Origin of the sequence: Asticcacaulis sp. AC466, from assembly GCF_000495815.1 — a bacterium.
GTDB lineage: Bacteria > Pseudomonadota > Alphaproteobacteria > Caulobacterales > Caulobacteraceae > Asticcacaulis.
On the sequence record NZ_AWGE01000020.1, the window covers coordinates 100638 to 124912 of the forward strand.

General features: G+C 55.5%; 22 protein-coding genes. 13 read left to right on the top strand and 9 right to left on the bottom strand.

Annotated features, from left to right (window positions below; translation table 11 throughout):
- The first annotated feature begins 40 nt into the window (after positions 1-40).
- From AEAC466_RS40300 to AEAC466_RS40310, 3 genes are read left to right on the top strand one after another with little or no spacing between them, the layout of a single operon-like run.
- Positions 41-1558: a bifunctional ADP-dependent NAD(P)H-hydrate dehydratase/NAD(P)H-hydrate epimerase gene (locus tag AEAC466_RS40300; protein WP_052025181.1), complete on the top strand. Its 1518-nt coding sequence runs from the start codon at positions 41-43 to the stop codon at positions 1556-1558.
- Complete coding sequence (locus tag AEAC466_RS40305; RefSeq protein ID WP_023459639.1) at positions 1555-2553, top strand: zinc-dependent alcohol dehydrogenase family protein; 999 nt, start codon at positions 1555-1557, stop codon at positions 2551-2553. Before AEAC466_RS40300 ends, AEAC466_RS40305 begins: the two co-directional genes overlap by 4 nt.
- A 32-nt stretch (positions 2554-2585) precedes the next feature.
- A complete protein-coding gene (locus AEAC466_RS40310) occupies positions 2586-2789 on the top strand; it encodes a hypothetical protein (protein ID WP_023459640.1) in 204 nt (67 codons plus the stop codon).
- 112 nt (positions 2790-2901) lie between these two features.
- Here the strand turns inward: AEAC466_RS40310 and AEAC466_RS40315 are convergent, their stop codons facing one another.
- From AEAC466_RS40315 to AEAC466_RS40325, 4 genes are all read right to left on the bottom strand, one after another.
- Positions 2902-3888 (bottom strand): oxidoreductase, encoded by a 987-nt coding sequence (locus AEAC466_RS40315; protein ID WP_023459641.1) that lies wholly within the window; start codon positions 3886-3888, stop codon positions 2902-2904.
- A 101-nt stretch (positions 3889-3989) separates the two neighbouring features.
- Positions 3990-4451 carry a DUF3429 domain-containing protein gene (locus tag AEAC466_RS43950; RefSeq protein WP_023459642.1) on the bottom strand — a complete coding sequence of 154 codons (462 nt, stop codon included), beginning with the start codon at positions 4449-4451 and terminating at the stop codon, positions 3990-3992.
- A 5-nt stretch (positions 4452-4456) separates the two neighbouring features.
- On the bottom strand, positions 4457-4816 hold the full coding sequence (locus tag AEAC466_RS40320) for a thiol-disulfide oxidoreductase DCC family protein (protein ID WP_023459643.1): 360 nt from the start codon (positions 4814-4816) through the stop codon (positions 4457-4459).
- A gap of 26 nt (positions 4817-4842) precedes the next feature.
- Positions 4843-5406 carry an SOUL family heme-binding protein gene (locus tag AEAC466_RS40325; RefSeq protein WP_155913807.1) on the bottom strand — a complete coding sequence of 188 codons (564 nt, stop codon included), beginning with the start codon at positions 5404-5406 and terminating at the stop codon, positions 4843-4845.
- A 323-nt stretch (positions 5407-5729) separates the two neighbouring features.
- Between AEAC466_RS40325 and AEAC466_RS40330 the strand changes: the two genes are divergently transcribed.
- Positions 5730-6293: a hypothetical protein gene (locus tag AEAC466_RS40330; protein WP_235074339.1), complete on the top strand. Its 564-nt coding sequence runs from the start codon at positions 5730-5732 to the stop codon at positions 6291-6293.
- Positions 6294-6447: 154 nt separating this feature from the next.
- Here AEAC466_RS40330 and AEAC466_RS40335 read toward each other — a convergent pair whose 3' ends face one another.
- Positions 6448-7287, bottom strand: coding sequence for an alpha/beta fold hydrolase (locus tag AEAC466_RS40335; RefSeq protein WP_023459646.1), 840 nt, complete (start codon positions 7285-7287; stop codon positions 6448-6450).
- Positions 7288-7424: 137 nt separating this feature from the next.
- Positions 7425-8120: a pirin family protein gene (locus tag AEAC466_RS40340; RefSeq protein WP_031239366.1), complete on the bottom strand. Its 696-nt coding sequence runs from the start codon at positions 8118-8120 to the stop codon at positions 7425-7427.
- A gap of 124 nt (positions 8121-8244) precedes the next feature.
- Between AEAC466_RS40340 and AEAC466_RS40345 the strand changes: the two genes are divergently transcribed.
- The 3 genes from AEAC466_RS40345 (at position 8245) to AEAC466_RS45260 (ending at position 9973) form a co-directional block, all read left to right on the top strand.
- Positions 8245-9162: a LysR family transcriptional regulator gene (locus tag AEAC466_RS40345; protein ID WP_023459648.1), complete on the top strand. Its 918-nt coding sequence runs from the start codon at positions 8245-8247 to the stop codon at positions 9160-9162.
- 110 nt (positions 9163-9272) lie between these two features.
- Positions 9273-9461, top strand: a complete 189-nt coding sequence (locus tag AEAC466_RS40350; protein WP_155913809.1) for a hypothetical protein — start codon at positions 9273-9275, stop codon at positions 9459-9461.
- A 77-nt stretch (positions 9462-9538) separates the two neighbouring features.
- Positions 9539-9973: a DUF6678 family protein gene (locus tag AEAC466_RS45260; protein ID WP_369794542.1), complete on the top strand. Its 435-nt coding sequence runs from the start codon at positions 9539-9541 to the stop codon at positions 9971-9973.
- A gap of 41 nt (positions 9974-10014) precedes the next feature.
- Here the strand turns inward: AEAC466_RS45260 and AEAC466_RS40360 are convergent, their stop codons facing one another.
- Genes AEAC466_RS40360 through AEAC466_RS40370 form a run of 3 tightly spaced genes read right to left on the bottom strand, consistent with a single transcriptional unit; the run spans position 10015 to position 15703 of the window.
- Positions 10015-11373: an efflux transporter outer membrane subunit gene (locus tag AEAC466_RS40360; protein WP_023459651.1), complete on the bottom strand. Its 1359-nt coding sequence runs from the start codon at positions 11371-11373 to the stop codon at positions 10015-10017.
- A complete protein-coding gene (locus tag AEAC466_RS40365; protein ID WP_023459652.1) occupies positions 11360-14542 on the bottom strand; it encodes an efflux RND transporter permease subunit in 3183 nt (1060 codons plus the stop codon). The genes AEAC466_RS40360 and AEAC466_RS40365 overlap by 14 nt, the downstream gene beginning before the upstream one ends.
- A gap of 3 nt (positions 14543-14545) precedes the next feature.
- A complete protein-coding gene (locus AEAC466_RS40370) occupies positions 14546-15703 on the bottom strand; it encodes an efflux RND transporter periplasmic adaptor subunit (RefSeq protein ID WP_023459653.1) in 1158 nt (385 codons plus the stop codon).
- A 283-nt stretch (positions 15704-15986) separates the two neighbouring features.
- On the opposite strand from AEAC466_RS40370, the gene AEAC466_RS40375 reads away from it, so the two are divergent.
- The 6 genes from AEAC466_RS40375 to AEAC466_RS40395 all read left to right on the top strand — a co-directional run.
- A complete protein-coding gene (locus AEAC466_RS40375; RefSeq protein ID WP_031239367.1) occupies positions 15987-16772 on the top strand; it encodes an ABC transporter permease in 786 nt (261 codons plus the stop codon).
- An 11-nt stretch (positions 16773-16783) separates the two neighbouring features.
- Complete coding sequence (locus AEAC466_RS40380) at positions 16784-17551, top strand: ABC transporter ATP-binding protein (RefSeq protein ID WP_023459655.1); 768 nt, start codon at positions 16784-16786, stop codon at positions 17549-17551.
- Positions 17552-17592: 41 nt separating this feature from the next.
- Complete coding sequence (locus tag AEAC466_RS43955) at positions 17593-19407, top strand: glycosyltransferase family 2 protein (RefSeq protein ID WP_023459656.1); 1815 nt, start codon at positions 17593-17595, stop codon at positions 19405-19407.
- Between the two features lie 102 nt (positions 19408-19509).
- Positions 19510-20904 (top strand): hypothetical protein, encoded by a 1395-nt coding sequence (locus tag AEAC466_RS40385; protein WP_023459657.1) that lies wholly within the window; start codon positions 19510-19512, stop codon positions 20902-20904.
- 326 nt (positions 20905-21230) lie between these two features.
- A complete protein-coding gene (locus tag AEAC466_RS40390; protein ID WP_162148972.1) occupies positions 21231-22967 on the top strand; it encodes a type I secretion system permease/ATPase in 1737 nt (578 codons plus the stop codon).
- A partial coding sequence (locus tag AEAC466_RS40395) for an HlyD family type I secretion periplasmic adaptor subunit (protein ID WP_023459659.1) occupies positions 22964-24275 on the top strand: 1312 nt, incomplete at its 3' end. The genes AEAC466_RS40390 and AEAC466_RS40395, both read left to right, overlap by 4 nt.

A 24275-nucleotide genomic window follows, 5' to 3' on the forward strand; every position in this document is an offset into this window, starting at 1 on the left:
TCTGACCAGGATCTGGCGGCAGGCGGGAAGAGATTTAAGGATGTCCGCGTTGGAAACTGACTCGTTGTGCCATTTTGATCAGGTTCTGCTGACCCCCGCGCAGATGAATGCTGCGGACCAGGCCACGATTGCTTTGGGTATTTCCAGCCTTGATCTTATGGAACGGGCCGGTGCGGCCGTGGCGACGGCCATACAGGCGCGTTGGACACGGCAGCCTATTTTGGTTCTGTGTGGTCCAGGGAATAATGGCGGAGATGGCTTTGTTTGTGCGCGACACCTGGACGGCGCTGGGTGGCCTGTCAAGATCGCGCTCCTGTGCGAATTAAGCGAACTCAAGGGCGATGCCGCCCATCAGGCCCTATTGTGGACGGGCGGGTTCGTCCCCTTTTCGTCAGGCAGTCTTGAGGGGTTTCGTCTGGTGATAGACGCCATCTTCGGCGCCGGCCTCTCCCGGCCGGTTGAAGGCCAGGCGAGAGACATGGTTGAAGCGCTTGTTAATCTCGACCTGGATATCTGCGCGATAGACGTTCCCAGCGGGCTTGACGGCGCGACCGGGCAAATTCTGGGTGGGGCTGCTGCTGCCGATCTGACCGTAACCTTTTTCCGCAAGAAGCCGGGGCACCTGCTTCTGCCGGGGCGTCAGTTGTGCGGTGATCTGGTTGTCGCCCAGATCGGCATTCAAGCGTCCGTGCTTGACGCCATTGCACCCATGACCTTTGAAAACCACCCGGCGCTCTGGCTCAGTCGCTATCCCTGGCCGGAGATAAATGGAAACAAATATCAACGCGGCCATGTGCTTGTCCTGGGGGGAGATACCGTCACGGGTGCCAGTCGCCTGACGGCGTGCGGCGCCATGCGCGCCGGAGCCGGGCTGGTGACGTTGGCCTCTCCGCCCGATACATGGATGATTTATGCCTCCGCGCTCACCAGCGCGATGGTGAGGCCGTTCAATGGGTTGGCCGGGTTTACGGAACTTCTTGCCGACGCGCGCCGCAATGTTATCGCCATCGGGCCGGGGGCCAATGTCGGAGACGCGACGCGCCAGTATGTTCTGGCTGCGTTGGCGGCCCGTCGCACAACCGTTCTGGATGCGGATGCCCTGACCGCGTTTGCTGAAACCCCGCGCCGGTTGTTCGACGCTATTGACGGTCCTTGCGTGCTGACGCCGCATGAGGGCGAGTTCGACCGCCTCTTTACTGCGGGAGGCGACAAGTTGTTACGCACCCGTAGGGCAGCCGTAGAAAGTGGCGCGGTCGTCCTTCTCAAAGGGGCCGATACCGTAATTGCCGCGCCCGATGGACGTGCGATTGTCAATGCGAATGCCCCCGCACACCTCGCGACAGGTGGTAGCGGAGATGTCCTGACCGGCTTCATCGCAGGCCTTCTGGCCCAAGGGCTAGACGTCTTCCACGCCGCCGCAGCCGCGGCATGGCTTCATGGCGAGGTTGCAAATTACTTGGGTATCGGACTTATTGCCGAAGACCTGCCGGACGCGCTTCCCCATGTGCTTCAAGCCCTCAATGAACGGATGAAGCAGGCCCTCCGGGAGGGGGCATGAAGGCCATGGTGCTCAACAGGCCTGGGGAGGCGCTTGTGTGGACGGACCTTCCGGATCGTACCCCGGCCGCCGGTGAAATCCGTGTGCGCGTCACCGCCTGCGGCGTATGCCGGACGGATTTGCACGTGCTGGACGGTGAATTGCCCGACATGATTTACCCTATCATTCCCGGCCACGAGATTGTCGGTCGTATCGATCGCCTTGGGGAGGGCGTAGACGGCCTCAGGCTGGGTGAGCGGGTCGGCATTCCCTGGCTTGGCCATACCTGTGAGTACTGTCCATACTGCGTGGAGCAGCGGGAAAACCTGTGCGACCATCCGCTTTTTACAGGCTATACGCGGGACGGGGGTTTTGCGACCTCGGTCATTGCCGATGCGCGCTTTGCCTTTCCCCTGGGCGAAGAGGGTAGCGACGTAGCCCTGGCGCCTTTGCTCTGCGCAGGCCTGATTGGATGGCGATCCCTATGCCTGACCGGCCAGCCTGACGGGCGCACAGGCAAGCGTCTGGGGCTTTACGGCTTTGGCGCAGCCGCCCACATCATCGCTCAGGTGGCGCACAGTGAGGGCCGCGACGTCTATGCCTTTACGCAAGCGGGCGACAAGGCGACACAGGCCTTCGCCTTGTCCCTGGGCGCAGTTTGGGCGGGAGGATCGGATGAGTTGCCCCCTGAGCCACTCGATTCCGCGATCATATTTGCGCCGGTGGGGGCGCTTGTGCCTTTGGCCCTCAAAGCCGTGCGTAAAGGAGGGCGCGTCGTATGCGCCGGCATCCATATGAGCGATATCCCAAGCATGCCCTACCGTCTGTTGTGGGAGGAAAGGCAGCTCGTTTCCGTCGCCAACCTGACCCGCCAGGACGGGCTCGATTTTCTGCCCCTGGCGCAGAAAATCGGCATTACCACCAAGACCACGACCTATGCCCTGACTCAGGCCAATCAGGCACTGTCCGACTTGCGTGCGGGGCGTTTCGACGGAGCCGCCGTACTGGTGCCTTAAGCAACGCGACGTCCATTTGGCTTACGGTCAGTATGCAGACGGCTAACGGGGCGCGGCCGACCATGGGCCGGTTTGCCCAGCTGGACGATGCGGTCTTGGTCTACGCTTTCAGCCATGGTCAATTCATGCAGGCCGCTCATTTGCTGCTCCTGAATTCTGGGGGCAGCGAGATGGATATCATGCGCGCCTTTGCCGCTGTCACGACTTGCACCCTGTGGCTAACGGGGAATGTATGACGTTCACACAGGCGGCAGGAGCGCCGTGGCATGTTGCAACCGGCGCCACGCATCGAGAGCCGGCGATCGCGCTGGAAGCCCAGCTTTAGACCCATCAGAGACCTCAACAGTCTCAGTTCGTCTGGTCGCCGACCGGGAAGGGGACACCGGTGAGGTCTTCGCAGACTTGCCACAGATGCTTGGCGACGGTCACGTCCAGCGCCTGATCTGCAATTTGGGCTTTTCCCACATGTTTGCCGCGGACCTCCAGGAGGCCTTGCGGACCGTAGTAACCCCCGCCCTCCACGGCATCCGCCGTCGCCGCATAGAGCGTGGGTAATGCGCCCGCCGCATCGGTATTGAGGGCCAAGCCAATCAGAGGGCCCATGGCGTTCCGCACGGCTCTTTCGATGCCGTGGTAATCCCCCGTTTTGAAGAGGTTGGTGCTGGCGACGCCAGGGTGGGCGGCGACGGATAAGATATCCGTACCCGCCGCACGCAGTCGCCGGTTCAGTTCCAAGGCGAACATCAGATCGGCCAGCTTCGACTGCGCATAGGCTGCCATTGGCGAATACCCGTGCTCGGATTGCAGATTATCAAAATTGATGCGGCCACGCTTATGGGCGATAGAGGCGAGCGTTACTATGCGGGGCGCATCAACTGTATTGGCGCTAATGGCATTTTGAAGGGCTGGCATTAAAAGGGCGGTCAAAGCGAAATGCCCCAGCACATTGGTCCCGAACTGCAATTCGAAGCCCTCTGCGGTTTCAAGCCGGCGCGGCGGCGTCATGACGCCGGCATTGTTTATCAGGCAATGTAGCGGTAGGCCTTGGCTCAGTACGCTGTCTGCAAAGCGTTTCACCGATGAGAGGGAGCCCAGATCGAGATGACCAAGGACGAGGCGGGCATCGGGCACGCTTTGACGGATAGCCTGAAGCGCAGCGTTTCCCTTAAGTTTGTCACGGCAGGCAAGCGTAACCTGTGCGCCCTTCGCGGCCAGGACCAGCGCCGCCTGATATCCGATGCCACTGTTCGCGCCGGTTATAATAATGTTGTGGCCGGTCAGTGAAGGAATGTCCGCGGGTGTCCATTCTCTCTTCGCCGCACTGTTCGCTGTCATAGCTGTACTCCCGGTTGGCGGTGTGACACCGCTATTAAGCAGTATAGCTGTTTGGCCCTGGCTAGGCAGATTTATCTGCCAAGGCATCCGATCTGGTTCGGCTATATCAATATGTCCGCGACGGCGGTGATGGCCAGGCAGAGAGCGACAATGGTTGTTATGATCTGTCTCAAGCGGAAGAAGCGTTCGGGGATAAAGCCGCCACGCGAAAGACGGCTGTCCACCCACAAGGCAAAGAGGAACCCTATAGCCAGACACAGGCACACGCCCGCCGGATGGGCTGAAAACAGGAGCACGCACACCCAGCCCAGAAGGGCAATCAGGTTGCTTGCCACGATCACCCAGGGTTTCGGCACGGCGCCCTGCAGGAACGTGCTCCACTGAATGCCGCTCAGGAAGGACAATATGACGGCGCCATAGACCACCGCGACATAGGCCGGATCAAAGGACAGTGGCCATAAACGCCACGCCCCTATGGCACAGCCGATAAACGGGAGGGCGCCCCCCAGGGTAAGGGGGGCGATCAACGGATGCAGGCGCGGTTCGGCGGACAGATTAGACATGTGCGCTACAATTCGCATCTGTCGTAGCCGTGAAACCGAAAGCGAAGCGCGCCGAAAACCGCATAGACCCAACGCGCCAGGGGTCTGACTATGGGCGCTGAGACGATCCGGCCCAACCACTGAAAGCCAGGCAAGGCTTTCCAGATTGTTGCGAAGGCATCGGCGCCGGTCAGGCGGTCACCCACGTCGTCGATGACATGGATCGCCACTAGGGCGTCTTTACGGGAAATATTGAGGCGTGACAGCGCATCATCGTCCGCCATGACGTCGATCCATTGGAAGCGATCTGCGGGCGCCATGGTGCGATAAAAGCCGATCTCGCGTCGGCACAGGCCACATTTGCCATCAAACAAAACAGTGATCATTTGAGTACTCCCGGCCTTGGATTACGTCACTTGGCGGCTATTGGAATGAGCAATTCGTTGCGCCGCAGGAACCATAGCGTCCAGGGCGGGTCATAGCGCGCCAGCGTCACATCGCCCTCCGTCGTCAGATGTCTGGCGTTTAGCCATGCCTTCAGCTGCTGCGTCCGTGTCGTAATGTCGGTCTCTCCGGCCAAGCCAGAGAAACGGATAACGGCTACGCGTTGAGGCGCAATGGTCACGAGCGACACCCGTGCATTATTGGGCTGCGGAAGGGTGGCCATCGTATATCGCGACGGCATGATGAACCGCACCACCCAGGTCTTTCCATCGCCTGCCTGCGTCACCGGCGCCGTCATGGCAATCTTCTCGCCGCCGGAGGCCGACTGGGTGACGGGAGCGGTCATAGCGACCTTCGATTTTTGCCGGTTGTTGCCAAAGATGTAGTCAGCGATTAGTCGAAAGCCCTCATTGATGGCGGGCTGGCGATCTCCACTGACGTGCGCTTCGGCTGCGATCAGCGCCGGGTAGTCCCGTATCTCGATGTCACTGTCTTTCGTGACCAGCTTGAAGGCAGGTTCTTCAACGGCCATGGCGGATCCCGCCGACAGCGCGACCAAGGCCATAGATAGGTAAAAGCTGAGAGCGCGCCATAACATGTACATCCGACTATCCAGAGGGTGTGTGTTATAGCGTATACGTCCACTGGACCGTTTCGGATTTAACGACGTGTGCGCAACTCATCGTATGACGGCTGGGTCTCCGAATTGAAGCGCCCGCCAGCGAAGCGTAGGGCGCGGTTCGGAAAGTGATTGCGGCATACGGGGCTTAGTATTGACTTCGGGTCACAATTTAAGTTGCTGAAAATTAATGATTATTTAGGCTCGAGACAAGTTGCTCTACTCTTTTGGACAGCATGCTTGTTCCGTGTTTAGTTTTTCATCTCAGAGGGGGGGAGAGCATGAAGTATTTTAATCCTGCCAGATATATGGCCGTGGTGCCGCTGATTTTTGGTCTGACGCAGTGCGATGTGATCGAAGCTATTCACAACCCAAAGCCGAAGGAAGGCCCCTACAGCTTTGACCTGATCCTAAAGACGTCACCAAAGGCGGAGGTGACATTGAAAAGCGCTGAAAACCTATACGTCGATGCCTTTTACTATGGTCACGCCAAGCCCGCCTTTATTGGCGAAGCCGACAGGCTTCATCGCATCAGTCTCGGCCGGGAAATATTTGAATATGCCAATAGCGCTCGTAGGATCCATCTGTATGGAAGCCCGCTCGATGCGAAAAAATTGTCGCAAACGAGCGAGGGTGAACCTCAGGTTCTTGTGTCCGTTGACAGCACCGGCCTGCCCGGCAAGGCGGTAACATGCCGCACGTTCACAGGGTCGATCCGACTGGCTCGCCAGAAACCGCCGGTGCTTTTTTGTGAACTCGAAACCGAGAGCTATTGGGCAAACGAAGCGGCAAGCCACTGAGGTAAATAATAAACTCCACGGCTATTGCCGGGTCTGGTGACCATCCGCTGCCTCCCATCGCTTCGGGAAGTGGCGCAGGGTATATCTGCCTATATCTAAGGCCCGCATAGATGCGATCACGGGCACCCGTTTACCAGGTGCCCGCGGGTGGTGGTTAGGATTGAATGAAGGCGAGCAGGTCCGGGTTGATAACGTCCGCGTGGGTGGTCAGCATGCCGTGCGGATAGCCCTCATAGATTTTCAAGGTGCCGTTCTTGACCAGCTTGATCGCTTCCAGGGCGGCGGCTTGATAGGGCACGATCTGATCGTCATCGCCGTGCATGATCAGGACCGGCACGTCGATCGCCTTCAGGTCTTCGCTCTGATCGGTTTCGGAGAACGCCTTAATGCCTTCGTAGTGGGCCTTTGCGCTGCCCATCATGCCCTGGCGCCACCAGTTGTCGATCACCCCTTCAATAGGTTTTACCCCTTCACGGTTGAAGCCATAGAACGGGATGGGCAGGTCCTTGAAGAATTGGGTCCGATTGTTGGCGGTCTGTTCGCGCAGGCCATCGAATACGCTTATCGGCAAGCCCAGCGGGAAGGCCTCTGTCTTCAGCATGATGGGGGTGACGGCGCTGACCAGCACGGCCTTGGCGACACGGCCATTGCCGCCGTAGCGGGCGACATAGCGGGCGACCTGACCGCCACCCGTCGAGTGCCCGATGTGGACCGCGTTGTTCAGGTCCAAAGCCTCAACCACTGCATTGGCATCGGCGGCATAGGTGTCCATATCGTGACCGTCGCTGACCTGGGTCGAGCGGCCGTGCCCCCGGCGGTCAAAGGCGACGACCCGATAACCCTTACCCAGGAAATAGAGCATCTGGGTGTCCCAGTCATCGGATGACAATGGCCAGCCGTGATGGAAAACGATCGGTTGGGCGGTCTTGGGGCCCCAGTCCTTATAATAGATCTGGGTGCCGTCTTGGGTGGTGACATAGCTATTGCTGGTCATGGTCGTATCTCCGATTTGCGATTGGGTTGAGGGTTTGGTGTACGCTTGAGCGTCCCGATCTGATGGTCGGTGCTCTAATTCTTTGCTTTTATGCGCTTTTTTCATACCAAAAGCGCTTTGGGCGACTAAAACAGCAGTTAGGCGGCGTCTACGAGAACAAGTTCCGAGTCTTCCAAGGCGGTGACGCGGATAAGGGGCTCATCCGCAATCGCGGCACCGTCGCGGGTATCAATGCGTACCCCGTTAACGGTAACCGATCCGGCCGATGGCACAAGATAGCCATTGCGGCCGGCCAGACTATATTCCGCTGTTTCGCCAGCTTTCAAGGTCGCTCCCAGCACACGGGCGTCGGCGCGAATGGGCAGGGCGTCGTCATCATTGGCAAAACCACTGGCCAAGGCCACGAACTTGCCGGACCGGTCGCCCTTCGGGAACGGCTTGGTGCCCCATGCGGGTCCTTTGCCGGTTTCGCTCGGCAGGATCCAGATCTGGAAGATGCGGGTGATGCCTGGCTCCTGGTTATACTCGGAATGACGGATGCCGCTGCCGGCACTCATAACTTGGACATCGCCCGCTTCGGTACGGCCTTTGTTACCCAGGTTGTCCTGATGGGTGATGGCACCTTCGCGCACATAGGTGATGATTTCCATATCGGCGTGCGGGTGGGGCGGGAAGCCTGTTCCAGGGGCGATCGTATCATCGTTCCAGACGCGCAGATTGCCCCACTGGTCGCGGGCGCGATCCCGGTAGCTGGCGAACGAAAAATGGTGTTTGGCGTCCAGCCAGCCGTGGTTGGCGCCGCCGAGGCTGTCAAAAGGTCTACGTTCGATCATGGTCATATCTCCACTTGCTAAAATTGCCGGGCGCCGTGTGCGTCCTGTCTGAACACACTATGGACTTTTGCCAAGACGTCTGAAATACAAATGATAGAAAGAAACCATTTCAAAAAATGACATCATGAAGCTGCCAGACTTTGAGGCCTGGGCCGTTTTTGCCAAGGTGGCCGAAACCGGCTCGTTCGTTGCCGCCTCCCAGGATCTGGGGCTGTCTCAGGCGACGGTATCAAAAGTCATCGGCCGGCTGGAGAAGAAACTGGATGCAACCCTGTTTCATCGCACCTCACGCCGTGTTGCCTTGTCAGAAAGCGGTCTGGCGGCGCTGGACGGTGCCACACGCTTGCTGGCCAGTGCAGAAGCCCTGGAAACGGAAGCGTCGGCCCTGGCCGCGCGGCCGCGCGGCACTGTACGCATGACGGCGCCCATGTCGTTTGGCATTGCGCATCTCGGGGCCATGCTGCCGGAATTTTTCGCCCTCTATCCGGAGGTGACGGTCGATCTGACCTTGGCCGACCATTTTATCGACATTGTCGAAGACGGGTTTGATCTGGCCTTGCGGATTTCCGATCTTGAGGATTCCAGTTTGATGGCCCGGCGATTGGCCCCGGTGCGTATTCTGCTTGTCGGGGCGCCGAGCTATTTTGACAAACGTGGACGCCCAACTCACCCCAAAGACCTTACCGACCATGTCGGTCTTGTTTATACCAACGGTCGCGCCAAGGGCATGTGGCGGTTCCAGCACGCTGCCGAGGGGCAGTATTCCGTAACCGTGCCGGGCCCGTTGCGGGTGAACAATGCCGATATTCTCCGTCCCGCCCTTATTGGCGGTGCGGGCATAGCCATGCAGCCAGATTTTCTGGTGTGGGACGATATCCAGGCGGGGCGTCTGGAGGTCGCTATTCCAGGCTGGGCGCCCCCGCCCTTGTCTCTTTATCTGGTGACACCTCCCGGCACGCTGCGTCCGACCCGCGTTCAGGCCCTGATGGCCTTTCTCGTAGGAAAGATCGCCAAAGCTAATTGGACACAAGGCGGAACATAGGCGTCGGGGGTAGTGAGGCCATCGTTCGAGTGAGGCAACGACCATTAACGGGCAACCTTTCAGGCATAAACCTTGCAGGTAAAGGTATTCCTGACGCAGGAATGCCGAAAATGAGACACATCAGGTACGCAGAAACGAAACCGCCATACGCGAAAGCGAAGGCGCACAAGATCACGACCAGGCCGACGGCTTACGACGATGTCGAGCAGACGAAGGCGCCTTTGGCGCACATCTGGCTGTATGTTGCTGGCGTTGCGTTAATACTGACCGGCATGGCTCTTATTATCTGGTGGCCATGACGAGCCGCACACGTGGGCATTTGGCGCAATCTCGAGAGAGTGCTGACAAAGGTGGGATATTACTATAGCCTGTCAACATGGCTGTTCATGACCGCGCAGAACTTGAACATGTTCGTCGTTGTGTACGCCGCACGACGATCGGTTCGCTTATGTCGGACACGAAGTGGCGAAAGGTGTTTGCTGCGATTCAGGCGCATCAAGAATTGGAACTGCGCCAATGCATATACAAGTTCATTGAAAGCCCTGATGAACGAATAGGCAATCCAGGCGCCAATTTGCACGTCCCCCGCCCCTGGCTCGACACGATTTCATTGGGTCCAATCCCGCTTCGATCAATCGAATGGCTGTTGTTTCCACGTGTCGCGGAGCATCGGACCAGTCACAAGACCCCTGTCCGCCGTGTTCGACAGGACTTGGACTTGGCCATGAGGATTCTAACTGGTCTGGGGCAGTTGCCGCTGGAGATGACCGAACGGGGCTTGATTGTACGCGGGTATATCCGAACGGCTTAGGTGAGCCGCCCGCTATTGAGTCAATCTGCTAGACATTTGCCCTAGTTCAGACTCGTGTCGTCCCCTAGGGCCCTATACAACGCCACTAGATTGGTGGCGCGCAAGGCCTGAAGGCTAATGAGCGTTTGCTGGGCGCTGTAGAGGGTGCGCTGGGCATCGAGCAGGACGAGATAGCTGTCCGAACCATTGTCGTAGCGCGCTTGTGACAGGGTCAGGCTACGACTGGCGGCATTGGTGGCGGCGGTCTGGGCGCTCAGGCGTTCGTCGATGCGCGACCTTACGGCCAAGGCGTTACTCACATCCGAAAACGCCGATTGAATAGCCTTTTCGTATTGCGCCACGGCGATATCGCGGTTGATCTTGGCGCTATCCAGGCCCGCACGATTGGCGCCGCCGGCGAAGATCGGCACGGTAATGGCGGGCGAGAAGCTCCAGGTATTGGTACCCGATTTGAACAAACCGTCGAGGTCGGAACTGGATGAGCCGGTCGAGCCCGTCAAGGTAATGCGTGGGAAGAAAGCGGCGCGGGCCGCGCCGATATTGGCATTGGCCGATTTCAGGTCGTGTTCAGCCGTCAGGACATCCGGGCGCGCCAGAAGCACATCGGAGGGCAGGCCGACCGGCACGGTATCGGTCACCAGGCCGGAAGCCAGGCCGTCGGGCAACAGGCCCGGTGTCAGGGGCGCGCCGACAAGCAATGTCAGGGCGGCTTTGTCCTGGTCGATGACGGTTTCAAGGCGTGCGACATCCGCGCGGGCGGTTTCAGCCTGAACTGTGATTTGGTTGAGATCAAGATCGCTCAGGACGCCGATGCGGGCGCGACCTTCGGCGATATTCAAGGTGTCCAACTGTCCGGCCTGGGTCTGCTTTGCCAGGCGCAAAGCGTCCTGATCGGCAGCCAGCGTAAGCCATTGCTGGGCGACCGCCGCGATCAGACTGATCTGAACGGCGTTGCGGTTTTCACGTTCGGCGAAGAAGGTTTCGAGGGCGGCATCCTTCAGCGAGCGGACGCGCCCGAAGAGATCCACTTCGTAAGCGGCCAGACCGAGATTGGCGCTGTAGGTATCGGTGGTCTTGGTACGTGCACCGACTATCGATGCGTTGATGTCCGGCAGGAGGGCTGAGCGTTGGATGCGATACTGGGCCTGAGCATGATCGATATTCAGAGCCGCAACACGCAGGTCGCGGTTTTGGGCGATTGCCAGGTCGATGGTCGCCTGCAGGCGCTTATCGAGGAACAGGTCACGCCATTTCAGATGAACGTCCGCCGTGGTCGGTGTGTCGATCGGCCACTGCGACGCCACGGGCGGGGCGGGGCGGACATATTTAGGCGCCAGGGTACAGGCGCTCAATGTCACGGCGCCGAGCGTGAGCATCAGGGTCAGTTTAGCGTTTTGCATTTTTCGCCTCCTCACGCGCCGCGATGTCTTGTGGCTTATTGTCATGACGGAACAGGCGTTGCACCAAGACGAAGAAAAGCGGCACAAAGAAGATGGCCAGGAAGGTCGCCGACAGAACGCCGCCGATCAGGCCGGTGCCGATGGCGTGCTGCGAGGCAGAACCGGCCGAATTGGCCAAGGCTAGGGGCATGATCCCGAAGGTAAAGGCCAGCGACGTCATGACGATGGGGCGCAGGCGGATACGGACGGCTTCGAGGGTGGCGTCGATCAGGGTGCGCCCTTCCTCGTGCAGCAGCTTGGCGAACTCGACGATCAATATGGCGTTCTTGGCCGACAAACCCATGGTGGCCAGTAGGCCGACCTGGAAGTAGATGTCGTTATCGAGGCCACGGAACCAAGTGGCCAGAAGGGCGCCGAAGACGCCGAGAGGCACCACAAGAATGACAGCGAACGGGATTGACCAGCTTTCATAAAGCGCCGCCAGCAACAGAAAGACGACGAGGATGGAAAGCGCATAGAGGGCAGGGGCCTGGGCGCCAGATTCCTTTTCCTGCAGCGAAATGCCTGTCCATTCAAATCCAACGCCTGCCGGCAGTTGTTTGGTCAGTTCTTCCATTTTGTCCATAGCCTTACCGTTCGATTGGCCAGCTGCGGCAGTGCCCTGGATCTCCATCGAGCCCGCACCGTTATAGCGCTGGAGCTGTGGTGGTCCGAAGGTCCAGCGTGACGTGCCAAAGGTCGAGAAGGGCACCATCTCGCCGGCGGAATTGCGCAGATACCAACGGTTGATGTCCTCAGGCTGGCTGCGGAACTCCTTGTCCCCCTGAACATAGACGCGCTTGATGCGGCCGCGATCGATGAAGTCGTTGACATAGGTGCCGCCGAGCGCGGTGCCGAGCAGGGAATTGATGTTTGCCACCGAAACGCCCATAGCGCCGGCGCGAGCATTGTCGATATCGAGCTTGAGTTGCGGCGTGTCATCCTGAATGTTGGCGCGGACATTGCTCAGAAGCGGGTCCTTCGCCGCCATACTGATAAGCTGATCGCTGGCCGCGGCCAGGGTGTCGTGACCGACGCCGCCCACATCCTTAAGCTGGAGGTCGAAACCTGACGAATTGCCCAGTTCACGCACCGCCGGCGGAATCATCGGGAACACGCGCGCGTTGTGGATCTGTGAGAACTTCTTGTTGACGCGCTCAACGAGCGCAAACACCTTCATATTGTCGTCGTGACGCTCCTTGAAATCCTTCATGCGCACGAACGACATGCCCTGGTTTTCACCCGAGCCGGAGCCGCCAAAGCCGGCGATCGTAAAGACATATTTGACGGCGGGGTCGTTCTGATAGACGTCCTGCACCTGCTTCAGTACGGCAATCGTCTTGTCGGTCTTCGAGCCGACCGGCAACTGTACCTGCGTCATCAGGGCGCCCTGGTCTTCATCGGGCAGGAAAGAGGTCGGCAGGGTCATGGCCAGCCCTACCACAGCTGCAATGATAGCGGCGTAGACGATCATGAAAAGGCCGGGCGTGCGGATAATGCCCTTGACCGATTTTTGATAACGATTGGAAAAGATCTGGAAGCCGCGGTTGAAACCGGACAAGAAGCCCTTGACCTTGACGTCCTCTTCGGGAGCGTGTGGATCATGCGCGGCCGCGCCGTCGACTTTTTGGGGCGCTTTCAGCAAGGTGGCGCAAAGAGGCGGCGTCAGGACCAGGGCGACGACAACTGACAGGCCCATGGCCGAGACGAGGGTGACCGAGAACTGGCGGTAGATGATACCCTGCGTGCCGCCAAAGAAGGCCATGGGCACGAACATCGCGGCCAGAACCGAGGCCACGCCGACGAGGGCGCCGGTGATCTCATCCATCGATTTCTGCGTGGCTTCGAGCGGGCCCAAGCCCTCTTCGTGCATGACGCGCTCGACGTTTTCGACCACGACGATGGCGTCATCGACCAGAAGGCCAATGGCCAGCACAAGTCCGAACATGGTCAAGGTGTTAATCGAATAGCCAAAGACGGCAAGGATGCCGAAGGTGCCCAAAAGAACCACCGGCACGGCGATGGTGGGAATGAGCGTGGCGCGCCAGTTCTGCAGGAACAGAAACATGATCAGGAAAACCAGCACGATCGCTTCAATCAGGGTCTTGACCACGTCCTCGATTGCCAGCTTGACGAAGTCGGTCGAGTCATTGGGGATCGCGTATTTGACGCCGGCAGGGAAGGAGGGTTCCAGTTCAGCAATCTTCTTCTTGATGAGATCTGCCGTTTTCAGCGCATTGGCGCCGGTGGCAAGGGTGATCTGCATGCCCGATGCGGTGTGGCCGTTCAGCCGGGCGATATTGCCGTAGGATTGCGGGCCAAGCTCGGCGCGGCCGACGTCACGCAGATAGACCGGCGTGCCAGCCGTGTTGTTCTTGACGATGATGTTCTCAAACTGCGCCGCCGTCTGGAGCTGCGATTGCGCCGTGATGGTGGCGGTTAGCGCCGTATCCGGCTTGGCCGGATCGGCGCCGAGATTGCCAGCGGAGACTTGCGTGTTCTGGGCTTGGATGGCGGCCACGACGTCGGCGGGTGTCAGGCTGAAACTGGCAAGTTTATCGGCGTTGAGCCAGATGCGCATGGCATATTGCGAGCCGAACACGCGGGTGTCGCCCACGCCTTCGATGCGCGAGATTGGATCGTTCAGGTTGGAGGCGATCCAGTCGCCCAGGTCGGCATTGGAAAGGCTCTCATCTTCCGTATAGAGCGAAATGGCCATCAGGGTCGAGCCTGAGGCCTTGTTGACGCGCAGGCCCAAGGTCTGCACATCGGTGGGTAAGCGGCGCAGCACCGAATTGGCTTGGTTCTGCACCTGAACCTGAGCCACGTCGGGGTCGGTGCCGGCCTCGAAAACCAGCGTGACGGAGCCCGAGCCAGTCGAAGAGGTCGAGGTCATGTATTTCAGGCCGTCGAGCCCGGTCATACCCTGTTCGATCACCTGCGTCACCGAGTCCTCAACCACCTTAGCGGAGGCGCCGGTGTAGGTGGCGGAGACCGTCACCTGCGGCAGGGCGATCTTCGGGTATTGCTCGATCGGCAGAGTGAAGATTGCCAGCGTGCCGGCCAGCATGATGACGATGGCGATGACCCAGGCAAAGATCGGCCGGACGATAAAAAAGCGCGACAGCATAACTTATTGCTCCGTTGCAGGAGCGGGCTTGACGGGCTTCGCCTTGATAGCACCCTTGTCCTTCAGCTTCATGGCGCCCTCGGCGATCACCTTGTCACCGGCCTTGAGGCCGTCCATGACCTGCCACTGGCTGCCCTGCATCTGGCCCAGCTTGATGGCCTGCTTGTGCGCCTTGTTGTCATCACCGGCCAACAGCACGCTGGCACCGCCCTTGGCGTCCAGGACCACGGAGGACTGAGGTATCAGAATGCCTTGCGCCACCGTACCCTTCACGATGCGGGCGCGGACATACATGCCCGGCAACAGCAGGCCTTCAGGGTTGGCGAAAATGGCGCGCAGGGTTACGGCGCCGGTCGACGGATCGACGCTAACGTCGGAAAATTCCAGACGACCCGTCAGGGGATAGGCTGAGCCATCGTCGAGCGTAAGGCTGACATCGGCGTGGTCGACCGCGCCGAGTTCACCGCTCATCAGCGATTTCTTAAGGCGCAGCATGTCCGTGGCAGATTGGGTGATGTCGACATAGATTTTCGACAGATCCTGAACGGTGGCCAGGGGTGTCGTCTGATTGGCGGTCACTAGCGCGCCGGGCGTAACTGCCGACTTGCCGATGCGACCGGAAATGGGAGAAGCGACCTTGGTATAGTTGAGATTGATGCTGGCCGTCTGCACATTGGCCTTTTGAAGGGCGAGCGTCGCCGCAGCGGTTTTCAGCGCGGTTTGGGCGTCGTCATAGTCCTGCTGGCTGACGGCCTTGATGGCAATCAGTTGCTGGGCACGGTCGGCTTTCAGTTTAGCCGCATCGTAATTGGCCTGAGCTTGTGCCTGTTGCGCCTGGGCGCTTGCCAACACCGCCTGGTAGGTCGAGGGATCGATCTGGTACAGCGATTGCCCCGCTGACACGACACCGCCTTCAGTAAACAGGCGCGATTTGATAATGCCCCCCACCTGAGGCCGCACGTCCGATACCAGAAAGGCCGAAGTCCTTCCCGACAATTCCTGGGTCAGGCTCAAGGGCTGGGTCGAGACCACGACATAACTGACATTGGCCGGCCCCCCGGGTCCCTTTTTGCCCCCGGCATCGTCTTTTTTTGCACAGCCGGAAAGGGTCAACGCGCCCAAAAAAAAGACAAATAACACGTGTTTCAAGCACAATGACATACAAAGCCTCATAGGGATGGTGTTCCTAGAACGTAGGTATGGCCGCAATCCGGCGTTTTTAATTTAAAAGACGACCTAAACGAGGAGCATGACATATCCGAGACATAAACAGTGCAGTATCTAAGGGGGGACTGTCATTGGCCGAGTGCAGTCGTGGTGAGTTTGTAAGGATATTTTAATCTGAAACGAAAAAGAACTGGTGTAAGATGAGAAACACCTTTAATACCCGCCCGGGGTGCCCCCCTCCTCATTCTAAACCTAAAGTAATCATCTGAAGGTCTGTATGTTTACTAAATCTACAAAAGACTTGATGCGAGGAATTTCCTTGTATCACGTGTGGTTGCATCAAGCATATCACGAAATTTCCTCAAAATATAAGCGGACTGTCTTGGGTTCTATATGGATTTCCGGTGCAATGGTTGCTACCTCATTGGCGCTGGGAGTTGTCATGGGAGGGATTCAGCACCAGAATTTGCCTGATGTACTGCCTTACGTAATGGCCGGTATATTGGCATTCACGCTTTCTGGCACTTATATTCTCAACGATGCTCCTGAAGTATATATATCTTCTTCGAACATTATAAAAAATCACGCATATCCTTACACTTTCTACTCTTTTGAAAGCGTAACTCGGACCTTTATTATATTTTTACATAATATTGTCGCGTTTTTTATAGCGATGCTTATTCTTCAGCGCTTGGCGTTTCCGAACTGGACTCTATTCATCGGTTTAGTTGTAGTTTACGTCAATTCCTTTCTTTGGGGAACTATATCGTCGATGCTTGCTGCCCGCTTTAGGGACCTGCGTTTTTTGTTGCCGTTTTTACAGCAGATGATATTTTTCCTCACCCCCGTGTTTTGGCAACCTCAACATATGACGGGCTGGCGGGCCGCGATTATTCAGTTTAATCCATTCTTTGGGCTTACAGAGCTTATCAGGGCTCCCTTGCTAGGGCATATGCCTTCCATCCTGGCATGGGAACAGGCGTCGATTAGCCTAGGCTTAGGATTTATTGTTTGGATTTTGGCGTTCGGACATTATCGCGGTAAAATTGCGTTTTGGATTTGAGGTAGATTGTTATGGTTACGATTGTTGAATTGAAGTCGGTCGATCTGGTTTATCCAATTTATTCTGTCAGAGCCCAGTCGTTAAGGAATTTGATTGCCAATCTTTCGGTAGGGGGAAAGCTTCTCAAAGACGGCAGTGATATCATCCACGTCAAAGCCCTATCATCTCTAAATTTTAAACTAAACGAAGGCGACAGGCTTGGCGTTATTGGCCACAATGGGGCTGGCAAGACGACTCTATTAAAATTGATTGCCGGTATTTACGAACCCACCCGCGGAACTGTGCTCGTGAATGGCCGTATATCTTCGATGATTGACGTTAATCTTGGTCTTGACTCAAATTTGACGGGCCGCGACAACGTGATCAATATGGGGCGCATGCGAGGGTTTACCACAAAAGAGGTGCTCGCCAAAATGGATGCCATTATTGCATTTTCCGACTTGGGATCTTACATCGATTTACCGGTGAAGGTTTTTTCTTCAGGCATGGCGTCACGACTGGTTTTTTCGGTGGCTACTACATTAGACCCAGATATTCTTCTGTTTGACGAATGGCTGAGCACTGGAGATGCTGATTTTATACACAAGGCAACAGATCGAATGGCAAGCCTTGTCGATAAGTCGCGTGGTATGATATTAGCGTCGCATTCGTTCGATCTGATAAAAAGTATGTGTAACAAGCTCTTGGTTCTCGATTCTTCCGAGCAGGTATTTTTTGGGAATGTTGAAGATTGGGATTTTGCAGCGCGTGCGATCAAGCAGCCTGCAACTCAAGGCTGAAGCCTTTCGGTAGCGAATAATATAAGTAGCTAGACTTCAAGATGGCCTTCAAGGCGTTAGATCTTCTCTCAAGTGCAAACTATCGCGACATGGGTGCCTCGCCCGAAGTGGCGGGTATTAGGGTAAATCAGCCATGGGGAGAATATTGTTACGTCGGCATAATGGTCCCGAAGGGATGGTATGAGTTAACGATCGACGGACGCGACAGCGTTTTGGAGGTTGTGCTCCGTGACCAAGAAAACTTTCAGCTGGTGGAGTTAAGCTGCGATTGCGACTCTTCCTCGTTTGTTCATCTGTCGGAAGGAACGTACGATATTGTCATCACCTGCGGTATCAGGCCGGGCTTTTATAGGTTGCGATCGGCGCAGCTTAGGGCGGTACCCGCTCTCAAGCTGGGGACTTTTTTCGCCAAGCGGTTTTTCCGTGCTCTAACCTCACAACAAGGGCGCGACAATTTATTCCAAAATGTGCGCAACGCATTATTCGGAGGCGCGAATTTCGGTGTAACCGCAACAGGATGTATCGAACAATCCAGGCTTGGACGATTAACTGCCCAAGACCTAAGAGGGAATGTTGAAGATGGGGCGGGATTGGCGCAGCGTTTGCTTGTCTCCTCCAATGGCCCGACTTTCTTCATAAAAGCACAAGGGCGACATGAAGTCCTAGATGGTCAACACTACAGACAATTTACGCTCAACACCGAAGACAAGTACGATTATGTTGTCGTATGTAGTTCAGACGAAGTGCTCACACCTGATGCGCTTTTAATCCTCGCAGAATTCATCATACAAAATCCTGCTTCAAGCCTGATCTTATGCGACAAATGGGTCGCAGACATACCTACAACGCGCGTGGCGTGGGACCCGTTCTTGTATAATTTTGTATGGCCAACACCGTATGCGCACAAGGCTTGCATCGATCCTGATGTCCTTATGTCGTGGTCCGAACGTGAAGCCGTTTCTGTTTTATCGGTTCCATTGGCGAAAAGCGATCGAGCGCCTGAAGGGAACTCGATGAGCGCAGAGGTCCCTTCTTCACCCCCGCCCTGCACGGTCATAATTCCTACTCGAGACAGGTCCGACTTGCTGTCTAAGTGCCTTGAAGGTCTGTATGATAATACAGATTGGCCCCATGAAGTTATCGTGGTGGACAATGGGTCTGTTGAGGAAGATACCCTATCCTTGTTTGAGGTTTACAAATCAAAGGGCCTCCGTGTCATTCGCGCCGATATTGAGTTTAACTTCTCGAGGCTCTGCAATATTGGCGTCGTGGCCGCAAGTAACGCTTATATTGTTTTTCTGAACAACGACGTTATACTCCATAGGAGCGACTGGCTAACAGAAATGATGGCGCTTGCGATTCGTGATGATGTGGGCGCCGTTGGGGCGAAGCTTTTATTCGCTGATGGAAGGTTGCAGCACGGCGGAATAGCATTTGGATTTTCGGAAATTTGCGGCCATCCCTGGACGGGAATGATCTACAGTTCGCAAGCAGACGAGCCCCAGTTGGCCACCAATTCGTTGCGAGGTGCAGTTACCGGCGCGTGCCTTTGCGCTTCCAAGGAAAAATTCAATGCCGTGGGGGGGTTTGATGAGGTCAATTTCGCGGTAACCCTCAACGATGTCGATCTTTGCCTCAAGCTTGCCGATAGAGGCTGGATGACCGTGTTTGCAGCCCGGGCCGAGGTTTATCACCTTGAAGGCGAGAGTAGGGGGACCGATTTGAGTACGCCGAAGAGGTTGCGAAGGCGAGCGGAAATGGCTGCTTTTGCAAAAAAGTGGCCGAGGTATCTCGGGGCCGACATCTTTAGGTCCGTTGCATATTCACGGATTGATGTCGTCCGGTCCCTAAGGTAGAGCTGTATTCATTTACCGAAATCACACGTTGAAGAGCTTTTTTGCGGCGTCAAAACTATATTCTATAATCATGGCTACAGAGCGTCTAACCGGGAGGACCACATGGCAATGGAATTGATAGGGCATATCGATGCCTATAGCGACAATTCTCTTGTCGGCTGGGCCGTATCTACTTCAGATATCAAGGACATTAAAGTTAAAGCTTATCTCAACAAGAAGTTGATTGCAGAGTGTCGCCCCTCGATGATGCGTGATGATATAGTCGCGTTATATGGTGATGGTTTACATGGGTTTAAACTAGATTTGCCTCTAGATTTATCTAAAAAAAATCTTTTCCCGGGTTTCATTGTCAAATTAGAAAGCCAGTTTGTGAGTTCTAAGGCTTTAGACATGAATCCTCGAATAGAGGAAGCGATGTCGGCAGAGAAAATTAAGAAGGAAATTGCATCTTTTATAAAAAAAAACCAAAATATATTCGTATCTCGAAATATGAAGACGTTGTTACGAGAATTGATAAATGTAAAAACACTGTCATATGACGAACGGGCTGTTTTAAATCGGGCGTGGGATAGTTTAGAGGGAAGCTATAATCAACCGATGAATGGCATTACGCCCGTCTTTATCCGTAAGGGTACGATGTCGGGGGACAGAAGCGCCGCCATAGGTACGGAAGGCTACATATTTCTGGAAGAAGGTAGCAACCAAATCAGAAGTCAATATCTCTTGGCAAGAGATGCGCCTGAACTCTTAAACACGATTGGAAAGTGGGATTCCCTGTTGGACGCTCGGCGGAATAGACTCCGAAGCTACTCAACAGATTATGTGCAGCTCTGCTTTCCAGAGAAAAGCTCAATCGTAGGTGAATACGGCTTCCCAAGGTTCGTTGGTTGTACGCCGATACTTAGCTTGTTCGAAGACAGCCAAAAGGACAACGAGACGTACTTGCCAACCTTTGAACCGATGTTGAACTCTGAAATTCGGACCGAGCTTTTCTATAAGACGGATAGCCACCCGAGTAACAGAGGGGCATACGAAATATTCCGGCTCATCCTGAGGAGGCTTAACCTGGAGGAGCCCTTTGAAGTGTCTTGGAGCGATAAAACGGAAATCCATGCGGGTGACATTGCGAGACGGCTTTTGGGCGTTCCGTTATATGAATATACGCGCGAAGTGGTGTCACCCGAGCTTGTCGAACTCGATGAAGTCAGGAGAAAGGTTAATCACATCACTCCACCCGGCGGCGGTCATATCGGTACGCAGGTCGAATGGAAAAACGAATCTGCTCCATTCAATAAACGTGTATTGGTCTTCGGAAATTCATTTTTCAGCGCAGGCAACACCAGCAAAGAGCTTTCCTGGTGGTTTTCAAACTATTTTACGTCATACAGATTTGTTTGGACGCCTCAGATGCTCGAAGAGCAAGTAAAATCCTATAAGCCGGATATTATAGTTTGTCATACAATTGAGCGCTTTCTTAACCAAGTTCCTGCAACGTGATCACCCGGCCACGCGACGCCGAGGGCGACGCTCATCGTCTACGACGTTGCCCCCGGGATTTAAATCAGTTTAAAGTTAGCTCTGGCGGTTGGTTTTTCCGTTTTGGATACTGGTGGGAGCGTCGGTGATCGGCGGGGAGCTGTGGGATGAGCGCAGCGCCGGGTCACGACGACGAGGGCTGAAATTGCGGGCATAGCCGCATATTCCCGTCTCGGCTGAATACGTATCCTTCGTCGAGCAAAAAGAGTAAACTCTGTGCTTAGTGGCATTCTCGTAACATCGGACTTCATCGGATGCTCGTTACACGCTTTAGAGATTTCTGGTTTATGAAACTGTTTGGCTACAAAAGCGAGCCCTATCCCGTGCCTTCAGCCTCAGTCCGGGACGTCTTCGCTCGTGTTAGGAGTTTTTTTATTTCGGCCGCGATTTTCACGGCAGTGATAAATCTCCTTGCGCTATCGGGCTCGATTTTCATGTTACAAGTCTATGATCGCGTCCTTCCCAGTCATAGCTTGGAAACACTACTAGCCTTAGTTGTCCTGGTTGTAGGTCTTTATCTCGCGACCAGCGTTCTTGAACATATTAGAGCCAAGCTATTCGCACGCATTGGGCGCTTCGTCGACCTTAGCTTGCAGGGGGCGGTTTTTAACTTGGACGTGAGTTCTGGACTGCCCGGTAGACGGGCTTCCGTTCAGGCAGCACCCTTCAAAGACCTGGATCAACTTCGTAATTTTCTATCCAGTGGCGGGCCATCGGCCCTATTCGATTTGCCGTGGATACCGCTATATGTTGTGGCCTTGTTTCTTTTACATCCCTGTATTGGTGTTCTCGGGTTATTGGGGGCCACCTTTCTGGTGGCTACCACCATGCTTGCCGATCGAAAACTCGCCACGCAGCAAAAAGTATCGTTCAGTTTCACCGTCGAGGCGGGTGCCCAGTCCTTCGCTGCAAAGCAAGGGGCGGAGACTGTTGTCGCACAAGGCATGCGGCACAACCTGACGCGATTATGGTCTGCGAGTCATGAAAGAGCTGGTGAAGCAGTCATCGAAGCCAGTGATACAGCCAGTTTCTACAGGGGGGTGTCGCGATTTTTCCGAAATAGTTTGCAATCATTGGTCTTAGGGATGGGGGCATATTTGGTGATCACGGGCAAGGCAACAGGGGGTGTTATGATCGCTTCCTCAATTCTACTCGGCAAAGCCTTATCGCCTGTAGAACAGGCCCTTTTCATTTGGCGCGGATTTGTAGCGTCAAGGGATGCCTATTTCAGGCTTGATAAGACTCTACCACTGGCTACATCTTCACCTGACACCAGGCTACCTCTTCCCATGACGCGTATTAAAGTAGACGGCCTCGCTATTGGGGTGCCAGAACGGGCCCTGCCTGTTCTAACCGATATTCATTTTGAACTCGCCGCAGGAGATGTGCTTGGCATATTGGGACCAAGTGGTGTTGGTAAATCTTCTTTTGTCAGAACCTTTGTTGGCCTACTCAAACCCATGCGAGGGTCAATTCGATTTGATGGCTCCTTACTCTCTCAATGGTCAGAGGAAGATAGGAGCGCCTTTATGGGGTATCTTCCCCAATCTGTAGACCTGTTCGATGGGACTGTAGCCCAAAACATATGTAGGTTTGACACGTCCGCTGCGTCTGAGAAAATCGTCGAAGCCGCCCAAGCCGCGGGCGTTGAAGACCTTATACGTAGCTTGCCAGACGGGTTTGACAGCCAGGTTGGGCCAAGGGGAGATAGGCTGTCTGCGGGCGAAAGACAGCGGATTGCCTTAGCGCGCGCGTTTTTCAGCAGTCCGTTCGTCACTGTGCTCGACGAGCCAAATTCTGCGCTCGATTCGGATGGGGAAAGGGAGCTCGTACGAGCCGTCGACCGAATTAGGGCCCGCGGCGGTATCACGATCATTATCGCCCATCGGTCTGCTATTTTGCAGTGTGCAACGAAGCTGATGATGTTCGGCACAGGCCGCCAGGTGGTATTTGGTGCAAGAGACGAGGTGTTAAGTAAAGTAAGAGATTTTATGCCCCAAGGATTCGCAGGACCGGTGAAATGAAGGCAGATTTTGCAAGCCATTCTAGTCCCAGCGATCGCATGAGTATCTCAAAGCAAAGCCGCCTTGGCCTTTTTCTGTCGGCCGCAGTTTTGATGTTTGTATTTTTGTGGGGTGGCCTTGCCCATATTTCCGGCGCGGTTATTGCCAGTGGACAAATCGCCTTGTCTTCTGGGGTTAATAGCATTCAGCATAGGGACGGGGGTATTGTAAGCGAAATATTGGTCAGTGAAGGTCAGGACGTTAAATCCGGTCAAGTTTTAGCCCGCCTGGACCAAACGATAGTCAGCGCAAACGAGGACGTCATCGACCAGCAGATCTGGCAACTATCGGCGCGTAGATCCCGGCTTGAGGCAGAGAGGGATCATAAGGGCGAGCATGCGATTGAAGTTCGGTCCGATATGCCACCCGCGCGCAAAGCTATCCTAGTTTCGGAACGCCATTTGTTGGAGTCTCGCCGCTATCTCAATGCTCAGCGGCGCTCGCAGCTGCTTGAACAAATCGGTCAAGGTGATCATGTCATTGCGGGTCTAAATGCGCAAGTAGAGGCAACTGAACAGCAGTCCGCACTTGTGGGTCAAGAGTTGGCCTCGGTCAGGAAACTTTACGAGCAGGGCTATGCCCCGTTCAGCCGCGTGAGTGAACTGCAGCGTCAAGGCCAACAGTTTGCTGGCCAGAGAGGCGAGTTGGTTTCCTCCATAGCAAGGACGAAGGCAGAGCAAGCTCAATTTCGAGAGCAAATATTACAGCTTGCATCGGAGTTCGATGCAAGTGTTTTGAATGACCTCAAAGATACGGACTTAAAACTGGGCGAGCTCCGTGGTCGGGAAATTACGACACAGGATGCCTCACGGCGAGTTGAAATTCGTACGCCGGTTGCCGGGAGAGTGCAGCAATTGAATGTTCACACGCGCGGTGGCGTCGTGGCGGCAGGAGAAACTCTTATGCTTGTTGTCCCGAAAAACGATGACCTCATTATAGAGGCAAGGATCCCACCACAGAAGATTGATAGTGTGCGCGTAGGTAGTGTAGCATTTGTGAAATTTTCTGCCTTGGACGCGAGTGCTGTCCCAGAAGGGAAGGGCAAGGTGGGTGTTGTTTCAAACAACGTGGAAGTTGATTCAAAAACAGGTGTAAAATTCTACACGGCCCGTTTAATTATAGACCGAATGAGCCTCCCTCAAAATTATCGTAATAGTCTTGTGTCGGGCATGCCAGTTGAAGTCCATATAAGGACCAAGAGCAAATCGGCTTTGAGCTATTTTCTTCAGCCTCTTGCTGACCAAATGAGCAGGGCTTTCGTGGAGGATT